Annotated in this window: 6 protein-coding genes; 5 read left to right on the top strand and 1 reads right to left on the bottom strand. The window is 49.6% G+C overall.

Annotated elements, in window-relative coordinates; translation table 11 throughout:
- The first annotated feature begins 2 nt into the window (after positions 1-2).
- The 5 genes from JNUCC22_RS11145 to JNUCC22_RS11125 all read left to right on the top strand — a co-directional run bounded on the left by JNUCC22_RS11145 (position 3) and on the right by JNUCC22_RS11125 (position 15,714).
- Positions 3-6,155, top strand: a complete 6,153-nt coding sequence (locus JNUCC22_RS11145) for a type I polyketide synthase (RefSeq protein ID WP_216061726.1) — start codon at positions 3-5, stop codon at positions 6,153-6,155.
- Positions 6,152-12,367 carry a beta-ketoacyl synthase N-terminal-like domain-containing protein gene (locus JNUCC22_RS11140; protein WP_216061725.1) on the top strand — a complete coding sequence of 2,072 codons (6,216 nt, stop codon included), beginning with the start codon at positions 6,152-6,154 and terminating at the stop codon, positions 12,365-12,367. Before JNUCC22_RS11145 ends, JNUCC22_RS11140 begins: the two co-directional genes overlap by 4 nt.
- 81 nt (positions 12,368-12,448) lie before the next feature.
- Positions 12,449-13,603: a cytochrome P450 gene (locus JNUCC22_RS11135; RefSeq protein WP_216061724.1), complete on the top strand. Its 1,155-nt coding sequence runs from the start codon at positions 12,449-12,451 to the stop codon at positions 13,601-13,603.
- A gap of 57 nt (positions 13,604-13,660) precedes the next feature.
- The gene (locus tag JNUCC22_RS11130; protein WP_007409381.1) at positions 13,661-14,908 is read left to right on the top strand and encodes a hydroxymethylglutaryl-CoA synthase family protein; all 1,248 of its coding nucleotides are present in this window, start codon (positions 13,661-13,663) and stop codon (positions 14,906-14,908) included.
- A 59-nt stretch (positions 14,909-14,967) separates the two neighbouring features.
- Positions 14,968-15,714 (top strand): polyketide synthase, encoded by a 747-nt coding sequence (locus JNUCC22_RS11125; protein ID WP_015240152.1) that lies wholly within the window; start codon positions 14,968-14,970, stop codon positions 15,712-15,714.
- 36 nt (positions 15,715-15,750) lie between these two features.
- Here JNUCC22_RS11125 and proC read toward each other — a convergent pair whose 3' ends face one another.
- Positions 15,751-16,590 carry a pyrroline-5-carboxylate reductase gene (gene proC / locus JNUCC22_RS11120; RefSeq protein ID WP_216061723.1) on the bottom strand — a complete coding sequence of 280 codons (840 nt, stop codon included), beginning with the start codon at positions 16,588-16,590 and terminating at the stop codon, positions 15,751-15,753.
- Between the last annotated feature and the right edge of the window lie 37 nt (positions 16,591-16,627).

The following is a 16,627-nucleotide window of genomic DNA, read 5'->3' as shown; positions in this document are numbered from 1 at the left end:
CCATGAAAAAAACAGTGAATCTGCGCCTGACGGCAGAACATCCCATTATGAAACACCATCTTGTTCACGGAGAATCTGTCATGCCCGGTCTGGCCTATATTGATATGCTGTATCAGCTGGCAAAGCAAAGCCTTGATCTTTCATTCCGTTCCATCTGTCTGAAACGGGTGACCATTTATCATCCTTTATCAGTGAAACGGTCAGAGCGGCTTGATGTGAGTGTCATATTCAGTAAAGAAAAGGAGTTCTGGACTGCCTCGATTTGCGGGGCGGGTTCCGGGACGGTTTTCTTATCAGCGGAGGTGCATGAAGGGGTTTTCTCATCAGATAAGCGCCTTGACGCGGAAGAGAAAAAACAAGTTGCGCTTCCATCAGTCTCCTTGCATACGGTTTACGAAGACGCGAGAAGCCGCGGACTGTCGCATGACGGGCTGATGAAGCCGGAGGGAGAGATCTATGCAAATGAAGAGGATTGTTTCCTTGATATTCGGCAGTCTGATTCATGCCAGGAAAATCTCCCCGGCGCTCTCTTTCATCCCGCGCTGATGGACGGTGCCGCCATGGCCTCCGGCGTATTGCAGACAGCTGCAGGCGCCGGTTTGTTTTTACCGATTTATTATGATTCGTTTATTGCCGCTGAAACCGTTACGGAGCGCTGTTACGCGGTGATTTCGAAAAAATCCGGCACGCCTTCTGAAATGGTGAAAATGGATATTGACTTTTACAACCTCAGCGGTGCGCATATTGCTTCACTGCTCGGCCTGACAGCCAAAAAGGTGCGGACAGACCGGCAGCTGATACCAGGCGTTCAGCAGATGGAGGAAACCTTATACCGCATTTTCTCAACATACGTAGGCCGTCCTGTCACAAGAAATGATGCGCACACCGTATTTTTTGAATTAGGCCTTGAATCGTCACAGCTTCTGGCCATTATTAAAGACATCGAAGGGGCGTTTGATCTGCGGCTGAATCCGACTCTTTTATTTGAGTGCAGCAGCATATCCGAACTGCTTGAAGACATAAAAACAAAAGGAACAGAAGAATCTTCCGGTCTTGTCGCGGATGCAGCACCGGTCTCTGAAACGCAATCAGTCAGTCAGACATTTACTTTCTATGAACATGAAGCATTCCTTCAGGATCATCTGGTTTTCGGCAAACCGGCACTGATGGGTGTAGTGTATCCGTGTCTGGTGCTTGAAGCGTCCGGAGCGTCTCATTCCGGCACGTATCCCGCCGAGCTGAAAGATATCCGCTTTACGGGCGGGCCCGTCACGCTGGAGCCGGGAGAGGCCGCACAGATTGACATTTCATTTGCGGCAGAAAAGAGTGCCGAACGCTTTACCGCAAGCTGCACTGTCTCCGGTAAAGAAAGCCGGAAGACGTGTGCCGAAGGAGAAATAAGCAGATATACAGAGGCACCCGTAAAAAAATCGTATGACGTTGAACAAATGAAGGCGCATGCACAAAAGGTGGCGCCGGATGTTATTTCCCGTCTGTACGATTCGGTTGCCGGCTTCACGATAGGCCCGATGCTGAAAATGGTAACGGCGGGATACAAAATGAGTGAGAGCTCCTTTTTATTGCAGCTGGACTTATCAGGAAAAAAAGAAAAAGGCGATCTGCGTCACTTTGCATTTGACCCGCTTATATTGAATTCTTGTTATATGTCGCTCGGTGAAGAAGAGTTGCAGCTGAAAAAGCGGATTCACGTCCCGCTCATGATTGAGAGGCTGACGCTTTACGGACCTGTCATGTCTGATACCGCCTATGTGGTGAATACAATCAAACATAAAAAAGACGGGTTTCTCTCATTTGATGCCGCAGTCCTCAGTCATACCGGGGAACAGCTGGCGGAATTGAAAAACGCGTCTGTGAAAGAAGTGCTTCAGCCAAATCGGCTTGAAAATGCGTCTTTTGCCCCGTCCGGGAATCAAAGCCGTCAGAAAACGAAAGGAAACCCGCTGGATATTGCCATTGTCGGAATTTCCGGCAAGTATCCGCAGGCCGATGATATCAATGCGTTTTGGGAAAATCTCAAACAAGGAAAGGATTGTATTACCGAAATTCCGAAAGACCGCTGGAAATGGGAACATTACTTTTCCGAGGACCGTACGGCGCCGGGAGCGATCTACAGCAAATGGGGCGGATTCATTGACGGGATCGCAGATTTTGATCCTGAGTTCTTTAAGATTTCCCCCCGTGAAGCGGAACACCTTGATCCTCAGGAACGGCTGTTTTTAATGCATGCGTGGATGGCGATGGAGGATGCGGGATATACGAGGACATCACCTGAACTGGGCCGTCAGGTAGGTGTGTATGCCGGTGTCATGTATCAGGAATACCCGCTATTCGCGGCTGAAGCGGGAGTGAAAGGACGGCATATCGGGCTCCCCGGCGGGATTTCATCCATTGCTAACCGTGTCTCCTATTTTTGTGATTTTCAAGGGCCGAGCATTTCGGTCGATACGATGTGTTCGGGTTCTCTGACTTCATTGTACATGGCGTGCCGGGATCTGCGGGATCATCGAATTCGCGCGGCGCTTGCCGGCGGAGTGAATCTCACCGTTCATCCTAACAAGTACTTCATGCTGAGCCAGGGGCAGTTCATCTCATCTAAAGGACACTGCGGGAGTTTCGGCGCCGGGGGTGACGGCTATATTCCGGCAGAAGGAGTCGGGGTGCTGCTTCTTAAACGTTTAGAAGACGCCGTACAAGACGGAGATCGGATTTACGGCGTCATTAAGGGAGCTGCCATTAATCACGGCGGAAGAGCGAGCGGTTACACCGTACCGAACCCCAAGGCGCAAAGCGAAGTCATTTCTCAAGCTTTACAGGAAGCGGGGGTATCTCCGGGCCAGATCAGCTATGTGGAAGCGCACGGGACAGGGACAAAATTAGGCGATCCGATTGAAATCCGGGCTTTAACCGATGCATTCGGTGATGTTCCTGAAACATGTCTCATCGGGTCTGTCAAATCAAATATCGGACATGGGGAATCGGCAGCAGGCATCGCCGCTGTCACAAAAGTGCTGCTGCAGATGAAGCACAAACAAATCGCCCCATCTTTGCATGCGGATGTTTTAAATCCGAATATCCAATTTGACGAAGGGCCGTTTTCCGTCTGCCGGGAATTAACAGATTGGAAACGGATTGCCGCAGACGGAGAAGAACAGCCGCTCAGGGCGGGGATCAGCAGCTTTGGTGCGGGCGGTTCTAACGCGCATATCATTATTGAAGAATATGAGGCTCCGGTAAAACAAGCAATCAGCAGCCAAGAGCCGGCTGTCATTCTGCTGTCTGCGAAAAATGGGGAGCGTCTGACAGAATATGCGGAGCGCCTTCTTGCTTTTCTTCAAAAGAAGCATACGGATAAGCCGGACTTATTTGATGTCGCATATACTTTACAGGCGGGGCGGGAAGCGATGGATGAGCGGCTGGCTCTCATTGCGGACTCCCTTAAGGAGCTGGAGGACAAGCTCAGATCGTACTTGGAAAATGAAAACGCACCGCATCTTTACAGGGGGCGGGCGAAGCGAAATCATGAGACAGTGGCTGTGTTTGAATCTGATGAAGATTTGCAGGAAGCCATGGTCAAATGGCTGAAAAAGAGAAAGTACGGTCATTTGCTGAACATGTGGGTGCAGGGAGTCGATGTGGACTGGAACTTGTTATATTCGGGACAAAAACCCCGGAGAATCAGCCTTCCCGCCTATCCGTTTGCAAAGGTCAGATGCTGGATTCAAGATGAAGCCGAGGCGGTTTCAAAAAGGGATGACGGCAAAACGGTGATCCATCCGCTGCTTCATGAAAACACATCCGATCTGTGGGAGCTGAAATTCACCTCTGTTTTTACAGGACGGGAATTCTTTTTCACTGACCACACAGTTAATGGGGAGAAGGTGCTCCCGGGAGCCGCCGTGATCGAAATGGCCAGGGCGGCCGTTGAGCGTGCCGCATACGATGTGCCGGACGGACGTAAAGGAATGTATTTGAAAGATCTCATATGGATGAGGCCTGTCGTTCATAAGGGGACGGATGTAGAAGTCCATATCAGCCTTATCCTTAAGGAAAATGAAGACATTGAATTTACGATTTACAGCCTATCGGAAGAACCCGGGGGAGAACGGATTTTATACAGTAAAGGCACCGCGGTATCAGGAGAGATAGCAGCGGTTCCGTCAGTTCACTTAGAGGGCTGGCTGTCCGGCTGCAGCCAATCGGTTATGACGTCTGATGAGGTTTATCAGGCTTTCCGGCATGCGGGTATGATATACGGGCCGAGCCATCAAGGAATTGATCAGCTGATGATCGGAGAGAGGGGCGCTGCAGCCCGGCTGTCGCTGCCGGAATCGGCAGACAGTACCGCCGATCAGTTTGTCATCCACCCGAGTCTTTTAGATGCCGCGTTTCAGGCGTCATTGGGTGCCGGTTCAGATACTGCCGGAGATACTCCGATGCTGCCGTTTTCCCTGAGGCAGGCAGAAATATTTCAGCCGACTCAGAAAACGATGTGGGCGCTTGTCCGCAAACAGAGCGATCGGTCAGATAACGGAGCGCTGACGCTGGATATTGATTTATGTGATGAAAACGGCGCTGTTTGTATGAGATTAACAGGATTTTCCTGCCGGGCGGTCCGGCAGACAAACCAAACCGAAAGCAAACGGCAGGAAGTACAGACGGCGATGCTTGCCCCTGTTTGGGACAAAACTTTCTTTTCCCTGGAAGAAAATCGAGCGGTTGATCAGGAACAATTGCTGATCATCGGAAAGCCGGGAAATACCATAAAGGCCGTGGCAAAAATGTGGCCCCGCGCCCATCTGGCGGAGACGCCGGATCATTCAAGCGAGCAAACATTACGTGAATTGACAGCCGGGTATCAAGATATCCGCCATTTCTTATGGATTGCGCCGGATCGTTTCGCACCCGCATCCGCCAGTCAGGAAATGCTTGATGAGCAGGAGAATGGGGTGATTCAATGTTTCCGTTTCATCAAAGCGCTGCTGTCACTCGGATATGGAAACCGAAACATCAGCTTTACGGCGGTCACCCGGCAGACACAGTGCGTGTATCCGGGGGATCTGCCGCAGCCTGAGCATGCAGGCGTACACGGTTTGATCGGTTCATTGGCAAAAGAATATCCGAACTGGGACATCAGGCTGATTGATGCAGAAGAAGACAGTGATTCGTCTGAAATGAAAGACATCTGGCGCCTCCCTCCAGATCCGGACGGAAATGCTGCCGCGTACCGTAACGGAGCTTGGCACAAGCAAAAAACAGTCCGGGTGCTGACAAGTTCTGCTCCGCGTATGTCGTACAGAGAAGGCGGCGTTTATGCTGTCATCGGCGGAGCGGGCGGCATCGGAGAAGCATGGAGCAAATACATGATCACCCGTTACAAGGCACGGATGATATGGATCGGCAGGCGGCCGAAGGATCAGGAGATTCAGAGCAAAATAGACAGGCTGGCGCTATCAGGCCCCGCGCCGCATTATATACAGGCTGATGCTCAAGATGCCGCAGCGCTTAAGGCTGCCGTCCGTTCCGTAAGAGAGCAATACGGCAATATAACGGGAGTCATCCATTCCGCGATAACGCTTGCCGACAAAAGTATGGCGAATATGGATGAAGCTTCTTTCAGAAACGCTTTTTCAGCTAAGGTGAATACGAGCGTCCGAATGATCGAGGCGTTTAAGGGAGAACCGCTTGATTTTGTGCTGTTTTTCTCATCCGTTAATTCTTTCACAAAAAATGCCGGGCAAAGCAACTATGCGGCAGGGTGTACATTTCAAGACGCCTTTGCCCGCCATATCGCTTCCTTGCTTGATTGTGAAGTGAAAGTCATGAATTGGGGATATTGGGGCAGTCTGGGCGTTGTATCAGACCCGTCTTACAGAAAACGGATGGAGGCGTCAGGGATCGGTTCTATTGAACCCGATGAAGCAATGGAGGCGCTGGAAGTCTTACTATCAGAACCGTTCAGCCAAGCGGCATTCATTAAAGCTGCTCCGCACGGCTTAGCCGCGCTGACGGATCAAGATGCAATATCGGTTGTATCCGGACCGAAGCCTTCATTTATGGAAAGCGTCAAGCGGCAAAATCCGGATCGGAATGAACGGCTTGAGACTTTAAAACGAGAAATGGAGTTGCGCATATGAACAGCCTTCTTTGCAAACTGCTCTTTTACCAATTACAGTCAATCGGCTTTTTCAGCGAGCCTGTCACTACACCTGCAGCATCCATGCGGAGCGCCGGCGTGATCGGCACATACGGCAGATGGCTGGAAGAAAGCCTGAATCTATTAAAAGAAAACGGATATATCGCGTATGACGGATACACGGTCACTCTTCTCACGGATCAGCGCCCGGACGGCCGCACAGTCTGGAATGAGTGGAATGCCCATAAACGCCTGCTTCCCAATGGGGAGCTTGCGCAAGCTGAATTGGCCGAGGCGACGATAAAAGCGATGCCTTCCATTTTAAAAGGGGAACGTCCGGCTACGGATATCGTATTTCCCGATTCATCAATGCGGCTCGTTGAAGGTGTTTATAAGCATAATCCTGTCGCGGATTATTTTAATGAAGTGTTAGCAGATTCCGCGGCCGCTTACCTGAAAGCCTATCTTACAGAACACCCCGATGCCCGCATCAGGCTGATAGAAGTAGGGGCCGGGACGGGCGGAACGAGCGCCATGCTGTTTACAAAACTGAAACCATTCGCAAAACAGATTGCGGAATATTGTTATACGGACGTTTCTAAAGCTTTTTTAATGCATGCCGAACAGGAATACGGACCTGATGTGCCGTATTTGACAACAACCTTGTTTAATGCGGAGGAGCCTTGCGAATCACAAAATATCAAAACGGGTGTTTACGATATTGTCATCGCCGCCAATGTGCTTCACGCCACTAAAAATATCGGTTTGACACTGCGCCGGCTGAAAGCGCTCCTGAAATACAACGGGATGATTCTGATAAACGAAATCAGCGATCGTTCTGTTTTTACCCATTTAACCTTCGGGCTGCTTGACGGCTGGTGGTCCTATGAGGATGCTGAGCTTCGGATTCCGGGAAGTCCCGGCTTATATCCAAAATCGTGGGAGCGTGTGCTGCATTCGGAAGGATACAGAGCAGTTTGTTTCCCTGCTGAAACGGCTCATGATTTAGGTCAGCAGATTATCGCAGCTGAAAGTGACGGACTCGTCCGGATGCAAGGGATCAGAGACGGCAGAAAGCCATACGCCGCCCCGGCCGAAGTTTTCCGAAAGCCCGCACAGCCTGTTTCCCGCAGCCGCGCGCCAGAGGAGCATCAAGCTGTTAAGGCTGATGGGGAATCGGTCGTTTCCCATGTCCGCTCAGTCATCAAAACAAGTATTGCCGATGTATTAAAAATGAAAGAAGAGGATATTCAGGAAGAACTGAATTTCTCTGAATACGGCATTGATTCCATTTTGGCCGTCAATGTGATTAACGAGATTAATAAGCGTTTGAATCTTACACTGCAGACAACGATTTTATTTGATTACTATCATGTGAAACTGCTGACCGGTTATATCTCGGAAGAATACGAAACCATCATAGCCTCATCTCTGGAGACCGAAAGAGCGAAAATCCGCCCGGCGCTTCAGGAAGAACGGCCTGCTGAAAAACCTCTGCAGACGGAAAGAAAGGAAAACGGTTATCAGAAACCGAAACAAGAACGTATGCCGCCTTCTTTCACAAAGTCCGATGACTCGGGAATGTTCCGGGTTGTGATTGACCGTCCGGGCGGCATTGAAGATCTGATGATTGCCCGCAGTGAAGTGCCCGAGCCAAAAGATGACGAGGTTCAAATAGCCGTCCGCGCCTTTTCTTTAAACTTCGGAGACTTGCTTTGTGTCAGAGGGCTGTACCCGACGATGCCGCCTTATCCGTTCACTCCGGGATTTGAAGCAAGCGGCGTCGTGATCAAGACAGGGAGGCATGTAACATCCGTCATTCCAGGTGATGAAGTGATTGTCGGTATGGGAGAGGAATTTGGATCTCAGGCGAATCTCATCACATGTAAAGAACATCAAGTCTATCATAAACCGGCCCGGCTGACCTTTGAAGAAGCATGCGCTCTTCCCACCGTGGCGGTGACAATGATAGACGCCTTCCGGAAAGCCGGACTTAAAAAAGGCGAAAAAATATTAATTCAGACCGCGACGGGAGGAACGGGGCTGATCGCAGTGCAAATGGCCCGGCATATCGGCGCGGAAATATATGCAACGGCCGGATCACAGAAAAAAATTGAGTATTTGCATTCGCTCGGGGTCCGCAATACCATTTGCTATTTAGAAGAAGATTTTGAAACGGAAATCATGCGAATGACCGGCGGCCGTGGGGTGGATGTTGTCATTAATACCCTGGCCGGTGATGCCATGCAAAAAGGAATGAATTGCCTGGCGCCGGGCGGAAGATATATCGAAATTGCAATGACTGCGCTGAAATCCGCTAAATCAGTCGACTTGTCCGTCCTTCATAACAATCAATCGTTTCACAGCGTGGATTTACGGAAGCTGTCCCTTCAAAATCCGGATCAGGTCAAGGATTATCAATTGGAACTTCAGCGGCTGGCGGAAGAGGGAGTCATTCAGCCTGTCATCTCAAAAATCTTTTCCTTTGAAGACATAAAAGAAGCGTATCACTGTCTGGATGACCGCGGAAATATCGGGAAAATCGTCATCAGCGTTTCTGAGCCGTATCAAATGACGTACCGCCCCGAACAAAAGGATCCGGCCAATACAGTAAAATCAGCAGCTGTGTTACTTGAAAAAGAACCGATCGCGATTATCGGGATGAGCGGGCGGTTTGCTGAATCGGAGAATGTCCATGAGTTTTGGGAACACTTAGCCGCCGGACGGGATCTGATTAAAAAAGCAGACAGATGGGATGTCTCTGACAGCCAATGCCAGTATGGCAGTTTTATAGAGGACATTGAATGTTTTGACCCCGTTTTCTTTCATATATCGGGACGTGAAGCGACCTATATGGACCCGCAGCAGCGGCTGTTTTTGGAAGAATCATGGAAAGCGCTTGAAGATGCGGGATATGCGGGAGACTCGGTAAGAGGCCGGGAATGCGGCGTGTATGCCGGCTCCTGCGGCGGAGATTACCAGGCCATTTTTAAACAGCAGGGGCCCGCGCAGGCTTTTTGGGGCAATCACAATTCCGTCACTCCGGCAAGGATCGCCTATCACCTTAATTTACAAGGCCCGGCGATCACTGTTGATACAGCATGTTCCAGTTCGCTGACAGCCATTCATTTGGCATGTCAGGGGCTCTGGACGAAAGAAACGGAAATGGCGGTCGCGGGCGGGGTTTTCATTCAATCCACTCCCGCTTTTTATCAGTCGTCAAATAAGGCGAATATGCTGTCACCGACCGGACGCTGCCATACGTTTGATCAAAGCGCGGACGGGTTCGTGCCGGGGGAAGGCGTGGGAGCGGTGGTGCTGAAACGTCTTAGCGACGCCGTTAGTGACGGAGATCATGTGTACGGCGTCATAAAAGGCTCTGCAATGAATCAGGACGGCGCTACAAACGGAATCACCGCTCCAAGCGCGCTATCTCAAGAACGATTGGAACGGCATGTCTATGATACTTTTCACATTGATCCGGAAACCATTCAAATGGTGGAAGCTCACGGAACGGGCACTGCACTGGGCGACCCGATCGAATTTGGCGCCTTAACGCGCGCTTTCCGCCGCTATACGGATAAAAAAGGATATTGCGCCATCGGCTCTGTAAAAACCAATCTCGGACATGCCGCTGCGGCCGCGGGGATGGCCGGACTGTTTAAAATCCTGCTGTCGCTGAAGCATCAGCAGATTCCGGCTTCCCTCCATTTTCACCAAGCCAATCAGCATATTCAATTTGCGGACAGCCCGTTTTTTGTGAATGAAAAGCTGATACCGTGGGAACGGAATCCGAATGCACCGCGCAGAGCCGCCATCAGTTCATTCGGATTCAGCGGAACAAATGCCCATCTTGTGATTGAAGAGGCGCCGCAAACTGTGCGCCGGTCACCGGCAAAACCGGCCTGCCTCATTCCTTTATCTGCGCGGACGGAGCGTCAGCTGGAAATTCAGGCAGAACGCCTGCTGGATTCACTCAGCAAGAACAAAGACAGCGATCTGGGAAATATAAGTTATACGCTCCTGCTCGGCAGAAAGCATCTACATCACCGGTTTGCCTGTATCGTAAGCAGTGCGGACGAACTGAAGCGGGTATTATCGGAGTGGCTTGTAAAAAGAGAGCTTCCGGGTGTGTTTGTGTCCAATTTGAAGGATCAGAAGCCGGCAGAAGAAGCCGGAATGAAAACATTCGGAATGGAATGCATTGAACAGTGCCGCTCGGCGGCTTCGCCCGCACAGTACAGAGAAAGCCTGGCACATATCGCTGACCTTTTTTGCAGAGGGTATGATCTTCCTTTTACACGGCTTTTTGACGGAGGGCAATATTATAAAACGCCGCTTCCTGCCTACCCGTTTTTAAAAGAAAGGTATTGGGCGGCTGATGTAAACAGTTCTTTACCAGGTCAAGCCATGAAAAAGTCTGAAACGCAAACCGTTCTCCCGTCTTCGCCGCAGCCTGAACATGAAGGGCTGCTTTCTCTGACTCCTTTAACTGAGATCGAAATGAGAGCGTTTGAACCGGAGACATTGCAAAAACCGATCGTGTTACAGCCTTTGGATGGTACTGTTTCTGTCCAGCAGCCAGAAAAAGCCGTTTTCGAAGACAATAGAACATTGCTTGAAGAATTGAGGATAAGCCTGGCAGATATTTTATTTTTGTCACCGGAAGATATTGACGCTGATGAGCCTTTCATCGACATGGGGCTTGACTCCATTATCGGGGTTGAATGGATACAAACAGTAAATAAAACGCACCACACTGAGATTACTGCCAATAAGGTGTATGAACACCCGACGCTTAAGGAGCTTGCGGAATATATAGCGGGGCAAATAAAGAAACCCGAGTATGCTGAAGCGGAGGAAACAGCGGTACGTCCGCAAATCCCGGAAGCAGAAACTCCCCTTGCCGGCATCTCTGACGGCACTTTGCGCAAAGAGCTTAAAGAAAGCCTTGCGGACATCCTGTTTCTGAAGCCGGAAGATATTGATGAGCATGAGGCATTCATTGAGATGGGGCTGGATTCTATTATAGGTGTGGAATGGGTTCAGTCCATTAATAAAGCCTATCAAGCGTCTATTACGGCAAATCTGGTCTATGAATATCCGACAATCGCAACATTAGCCGGGTATCTGACCGGTTCTGTCCAAAAAGACACTGAGGAAGTACATGGGGAACATACGAAACAAAACGATATATCAGAAGAGGCAGATGATCAAGAACCGCCCGAGCTGATCTGTCTTAACCCGGGTGGAAAGGGAAGACCGATTTTCTGGTTTCATTCCGCGCTGGGAGCAGTGGAGCTGTACCAGCCTGTTGCCGAACGGACCGGGCGTCCTTTTTACGGAATTCAGGCAAGAGGATGGATGACAGACCGGGAACCGATCCGCGGCATTAAAAACATGGCCGAATATTACGTTAAGCTCATACGTACCGTGCAGCCCCGGGGTCCTTACGATGTAGGCGGCTATTCATTAGGGGGCATGCTCGCTTATGAAGTCACACGGCAATTGCAGCTGGCTGGAGAAACCGTTGAGTCAATCGTCATGCTCGACTCCTTTGACTCAGCGGGTGCGAGGGAAATAAACATTCCTGATGAATTATTTGATAAAAATATGATGCTGCAGACGGTGAACATGGCTTTATTTGCACCGATCTATCAACATCCGGAACGCATATCTGAAACCTTGATTCATCGTGATGAACTGAATGCCGATCTTCATGAAGACATATTTTTAGAGCAATTAATAGCAAAAGCCAAACAGCGGGGGTTAACGAAGACGGACGCGTTGGTGAAAAATCTGATCAGGCAGAATATAAATGTTCAGGACGCTTACGAAATCACTGATTACGAACTCCTGCCGCTTCCGGATCCGAACGGGGTGACATGCTATTATTTCCGAAATAAAAACGGTATTTTCTTGGGTGAGCTTGATCCGTATTTTACAATCAGGTCTGATATTTTATCCGCTGATTTTGTCAACTATTGGAGCCAGTGGGAAGAGCATATGACAAACATCGCCATCATGGATGTGGCGGTATCCAACCATATGACGTTATTGGCTGAAGACAGCGCAGCCGAAACGATTTCTGAATTTTGCGGCGTTTTATATTCGGCAGACGGAATGACAGAACACAGCTTCCTGCAGCTGCAGGAAAAGATACTGAACGTGCATGGTGAGATGCTGAAGCAGCCCGCCAAAACAAGACCGTAAATTCACATATCCGCCCGCCGGGTTTACTCGTAAGCTTTGGCGGGTCATTTCAAATCTTGATCACATCTTGGAGGAATGAAAATGACCAGTTTAACAAAAATCAGACAGCAGCAGCCGTACAAGTGGTACCAAACGATGAGAGAAACCTCTCCCGTTCATTACAATGAAAAGGAAGATTGCTGGGAAATCTTCACCTATGATGAAGTGAAACGGGTGATTTCTGACTACAGTCATTTTTCTTCCGATCATAAATACTTAAGTGCGGACAAACAGGAAAAAATGATTCGGCATATTAACAAAGACAGCCTTTTGAAAATGGACCCGCCTGAACACACCGTCTTCAGAAAATTGGTCAATCAGCCGTTCATGCCGAAATCGGTTGAGTCTCTTGCACCGCGTATAGCCGCTATCGCTGATGACCTGCTTCAGGCCGTCCGTTCAAAAGGCAGGATGGACATTATTGAAGATTACGCATTTCCGCTTCCGATTATCGTGATCGCAGAGCTTCTAGGATTTCCTCCGAAAGACAGAGATATCTTTAAAAGCTGGGTCGACCAAAGCCAGAATGTAAAAGATGAAAAGAAAATGAATGAAGTACAAAAGCAGATGATCGGATACTTCATGCAGTTTATTTTACAGCGGAGAAAACAGCCGCAAAATGATTTAATCAGCCATTTAATTTCAGCTGATTTAGACGGAGAGCCGCTGTCAGACAAGCAATTAATCGGTTTTTGCGGCTTGTTGATTGTCGCGGGGCACGTAACGACAGAAAATGTGATCGGAAATTCATTTCTCAGTCTCAAGGAGTTCCCGCACATTCTGCCCCGGCTGCTTGAAAACAAGGCGCTCCTTCCTGACTTTATTGAGGAAGTCATCCGCCTCAGATCTTCCATTCAGCGGGTAACCCGCTACACCGCGGTTGAGAGCGAGATTGGCGGAAAAACGATTCCGGCCGGAGAAAAAGTGTATGCGTGGATTGGATCGGCGAACAGAGATGAAAAGAAGTTTGAAAATGCCGATCAAATTGACTTGGGACGAAAGCCGAATCAGCATCTGTCATTCGGTCAGGGCAGCCATTATTGTTTAGGAGCGCCGCTGGCCCGGCTTGAAGCGAAAATCGCGCTTTCCCACTTTTTTGAACAGGTGCCCGCATGGCGTTTTACTGAGGATCAAGAGCCGAATCTGGTTCCGAGCCCTGTATTTCACGGCGTTGACAGGCTGCTTGTTGAGTTTTGAACGGAAAAATAAAAGAGGCTTCCACAGGAAGCCTCTTTACTCTGGGGGCTTGGAGAAATGAATGTAGGAATCGAAGCGATGAACGTGTTTGGCGGAACCGCGTATGTAGACGTCATGGAGCTTGCGGAACATCGGAACTTGGATAAAAAAAGGTTTGAGAACCTGCTGATGAAAGAAAAAGTGGTGGCGCTTCCGTTTGAAGATCCGATTACGTTCGCCGTAAATGCCGCAAAACCGATTATCGACTCTCTGTCAGAAGAGGAACGGAATCAGATTGAAATGGTCATCACCTGTACGGAATCCGGGATTGATTTTGGCAAATCCATCAGTACATACGTCCATGATTATTTGCAGCTGAAGCGGAATTGCCGGTTATTTGAGGTGAAACAGGCTTGCTATTCTTTAACGGCCGGGTTTCAAATGGGCGTGAATTTCATCTTATCGCAAACATCGCCGGGAGCGAAAGCGCTCATCATCGGAACGGATATTTCCCGCTTTTTAGTGGCTGAAGGCGGTGACGCGTTGACGGAGGAATGGTCCTATGCCGAACCGAGTGCGGGGGCGGGAGCTGTGGCGCTTTTAGTCAGCAGCACCCCTCATGTCTTTTTGCTTGATCAAGGCGCAAGCGGGTATTACGGGTATGAAGTCATGGATACCTGCCGCCCGATTCCGGATAGTGAAGCGGGGGATGCTGATCTGTCGCTCATGTCTTATTTGGACTGCTGTGAAAAATCATTTCAGGAATACCGAAAGCGTGTGAGCGGGGCGGATTATAAGAATACATTTCAATACCTTTCTTTTCATACTCCGTTTGGCGGAATGGTAAAAGGAGCGCATCGGACGATGATGAGAAAATTGGCAAAGGCTAAGCCGCAAGACATTGAAGCGGATTTTCAGCAACGCGTGCTGCCTGGGATTCAATACTGTCAGCGCGTCGGCAACATTATGGGGGCCACCGTATTTTTATCTCTTGCCAGCACGATTGATAACGGCTCTTTTGAAACGCCGAAACGAGTCGGCTGTTTTTCATACGGTTCGGGCTGCTGCTCTGAATTTTACAGCGGTGTCGTTATGCCGCAAAGCCGTACGCGGCAGAATCAATTTCAGATCAGCCGGCATTTGGATGAACGCGTCCGTTTATCGATGGCTGATTATGACCGGCTGCTCCAAGACAGCGGCATCGTAAAATTCGGCACAAGAAATGCCGCGCCCGCAGCAGACATCCCGAATGCGCATCAAGGAAAAACGCGATTGGTGCTGACTGAAATAAAAGAGTTTCACAGAAAGTATGAATGGACGACTTAATATCAGAAACACTCAGAGCCGGAAAGGCTTGAGTATTTTTAAAGAAACGGAGAATAAACATGAATCCGATGATTGATGTACAGGAAACAGAACCGGGCATTGTGCAGGTCACAATGCAGGATACGGCAGGGAAAAACGGGCTGTCAGAAGAGTTTGTCAGAGAGCTGCACCGGGTATTCCAAGACATCAATGCCCATCCGTCCTATAAAACCGTCCTTCTGACGGGTTACGGAAATTATTTCTGCACGGGAGGAACGCAGGAGGGGCTTTTGACCATTCAGAGCGGAAAGCTCCAATTTACAGATTTAAAGCTTCACAGTCTTTTATTGGATTGCAGGATTCCCGTGATTTCTGCCATGCAGGGGCATGCGATCGGAGCCGGCTTTACGATCGGTCTGAGCTCGGATTTCGTGATTTTAAGCAGAGAGAGTTTTTATTCTTGTAATTATATGAAGTACGGATTTACACCGGGAATGGGCGCGACGTATATTGTGCCTGAAAAACTGGGAATTGTCCTCGGGGAAGAAATGCTGTTTACGGCCGCGAATTTCAGCGGCGCCGCTCTGGAAAAACGGGGAGTTCCGTTTGAAGTGCTGCCGAAAAAAGACGTCCTTCAAAGAGGCCGCGAATTAGCCCGGCTGCTGGCGGATAAACCGAGAGCCTCACTGGTTGCGCTGAAAACCAATGTGACGGCACGGATCAAAAGAGAGCTGACAAAAGCGGTTGAGGAAGAGGTGAACATGCACGAAGCCACATTCCATCTTCCTGAAGTAAAAGAGAGAATCAGCCGCTTATACGGCAGTTAAACAGAATGAAAAAAGCATGGGAAGCCCCATGCTTTATCACTGGTCCGTCTTTTGCAGAACGGAGCCTGCGAATTGTTCTTTAATTTCGGCGCTCCGGGCTGCGGTTTCTGCGATGCAGTGCATGATGGCTTCTTCAAAGCGGCGCTCTTCTAATGCGCGAAGGCCTGCTTCAGTCGTGCCGCCCGGGCTTGTGATTTCCTTGCGCAGGCGTTCAGGCCGTTTGCTGCTTGTTCTGAGCATTTCCGTCGCCCCGGCCATGGTTTGTAAAATCAGCTCTTTTGCCGTTTCTTCCGGCAGGCCGGCTTGAAGGGCGGCCTTTTGCATTGCTTCGACATACCGGTACACATAGGCGGGACCGCTTCCGGCAATGGCTGTGACGGCGTCAAGGTGTTTTTCTTCAAAGCGCGTCGCTTCTCCGATTGTTTCCAGAAGCTCTTTTGCCGTCCGGATTTCAGCTTCACTCGCCTCTGAGCTTGCGGAAAAACCAGTCGCCGATTGCTGAATGGCCGCAGATGTATTCGGCATCGCCCGGATGATGGTGAGCTTTCTGCCGAAATATTGCTGAATCGTGTGAATCGTCAGCCCTGCGATGACAGAAATCACAAGCTGATCTTTCACGTATTCGCGAATGTTCTCAATGCTTTCTGCCGCATCTTTCGGTTTAAAGGCGAGAACGAGAATGTCGGTATTGCTGAAAAACTCTTCTTTATCCCGGCACGGTTTTACTCCGTACGTTTTTTGGAGCTCTTCAAGCCGGCTGTCATTTGACCGGTTTGTCATATATATATGTCCGGGGGCTGTCATTCCGCTTTGCAGCAGTCCGTTCACCATTGCTTCCGCCATTGATCCGGCCCCGATAAAACCGATTTTCTTCATATAAATCCTCCTTCTTCTCAAAACACAAAAAAACCTT

Source organism: Bacillus sp. JNUCC-22, assembly GCF_018861275.1.
Lineage (GTDB): Bacteria > Bacillota > Bacilli > Bacillales > Bacillaceae > Bacillus > Bacillus velezensis.
Note: the sequence above shows the minus strand (reverse complement) of the source record. Positions and strands in the feature narration are given on the sequence as shown.

Excerpts from the sequence above, each read along its gene's own strand:
- JNUCC22_RS11145 (WP_216061726.1), top strand. The coding sequence starts at position 3 with ATGAAAAAAACAGTGAATCTGCGCCTGACGGCAGAACATCCCATTATG.
- JNUCC22_RS11140 (WP_216061725.1), top strand. The coding sequence starts at position 6,152 with ATGAACAGCCTTCTTTGCAAACTGCTCTTTTACCAATTACAGTCAATC.
- JNUCC22_RS11135 (WP_216061724.1), top strand. The coding sequence starts at position 12,449 with ATGACCAGTTTAACAAAAATCAGACAGCAGCAGCCGTACAAGTGGTAC.
- JNUCC22_RS11130 (WP_007409381.1), top strand. The coding sequence starts at position 13,661 with ATGAATGTAGGAATCGAAGCGATGAACGTGTTTGGCGGAACCGCGTAT.
- JNUCC22_RS11125 (WP_015240152.1), top strand. The coding sequence starts at position 14,968 with ATGAATCCGATGATTGATGTACAGGAAACAGAACCGGGCATTGTGCAG.
- proC (WP_216061723.1), bottom strand. The coding sequence starts at position 16,590 with ATGAAGAAAATCGGTTTTATCGGGGCCGGATCAATGGCGGAAGCAATG.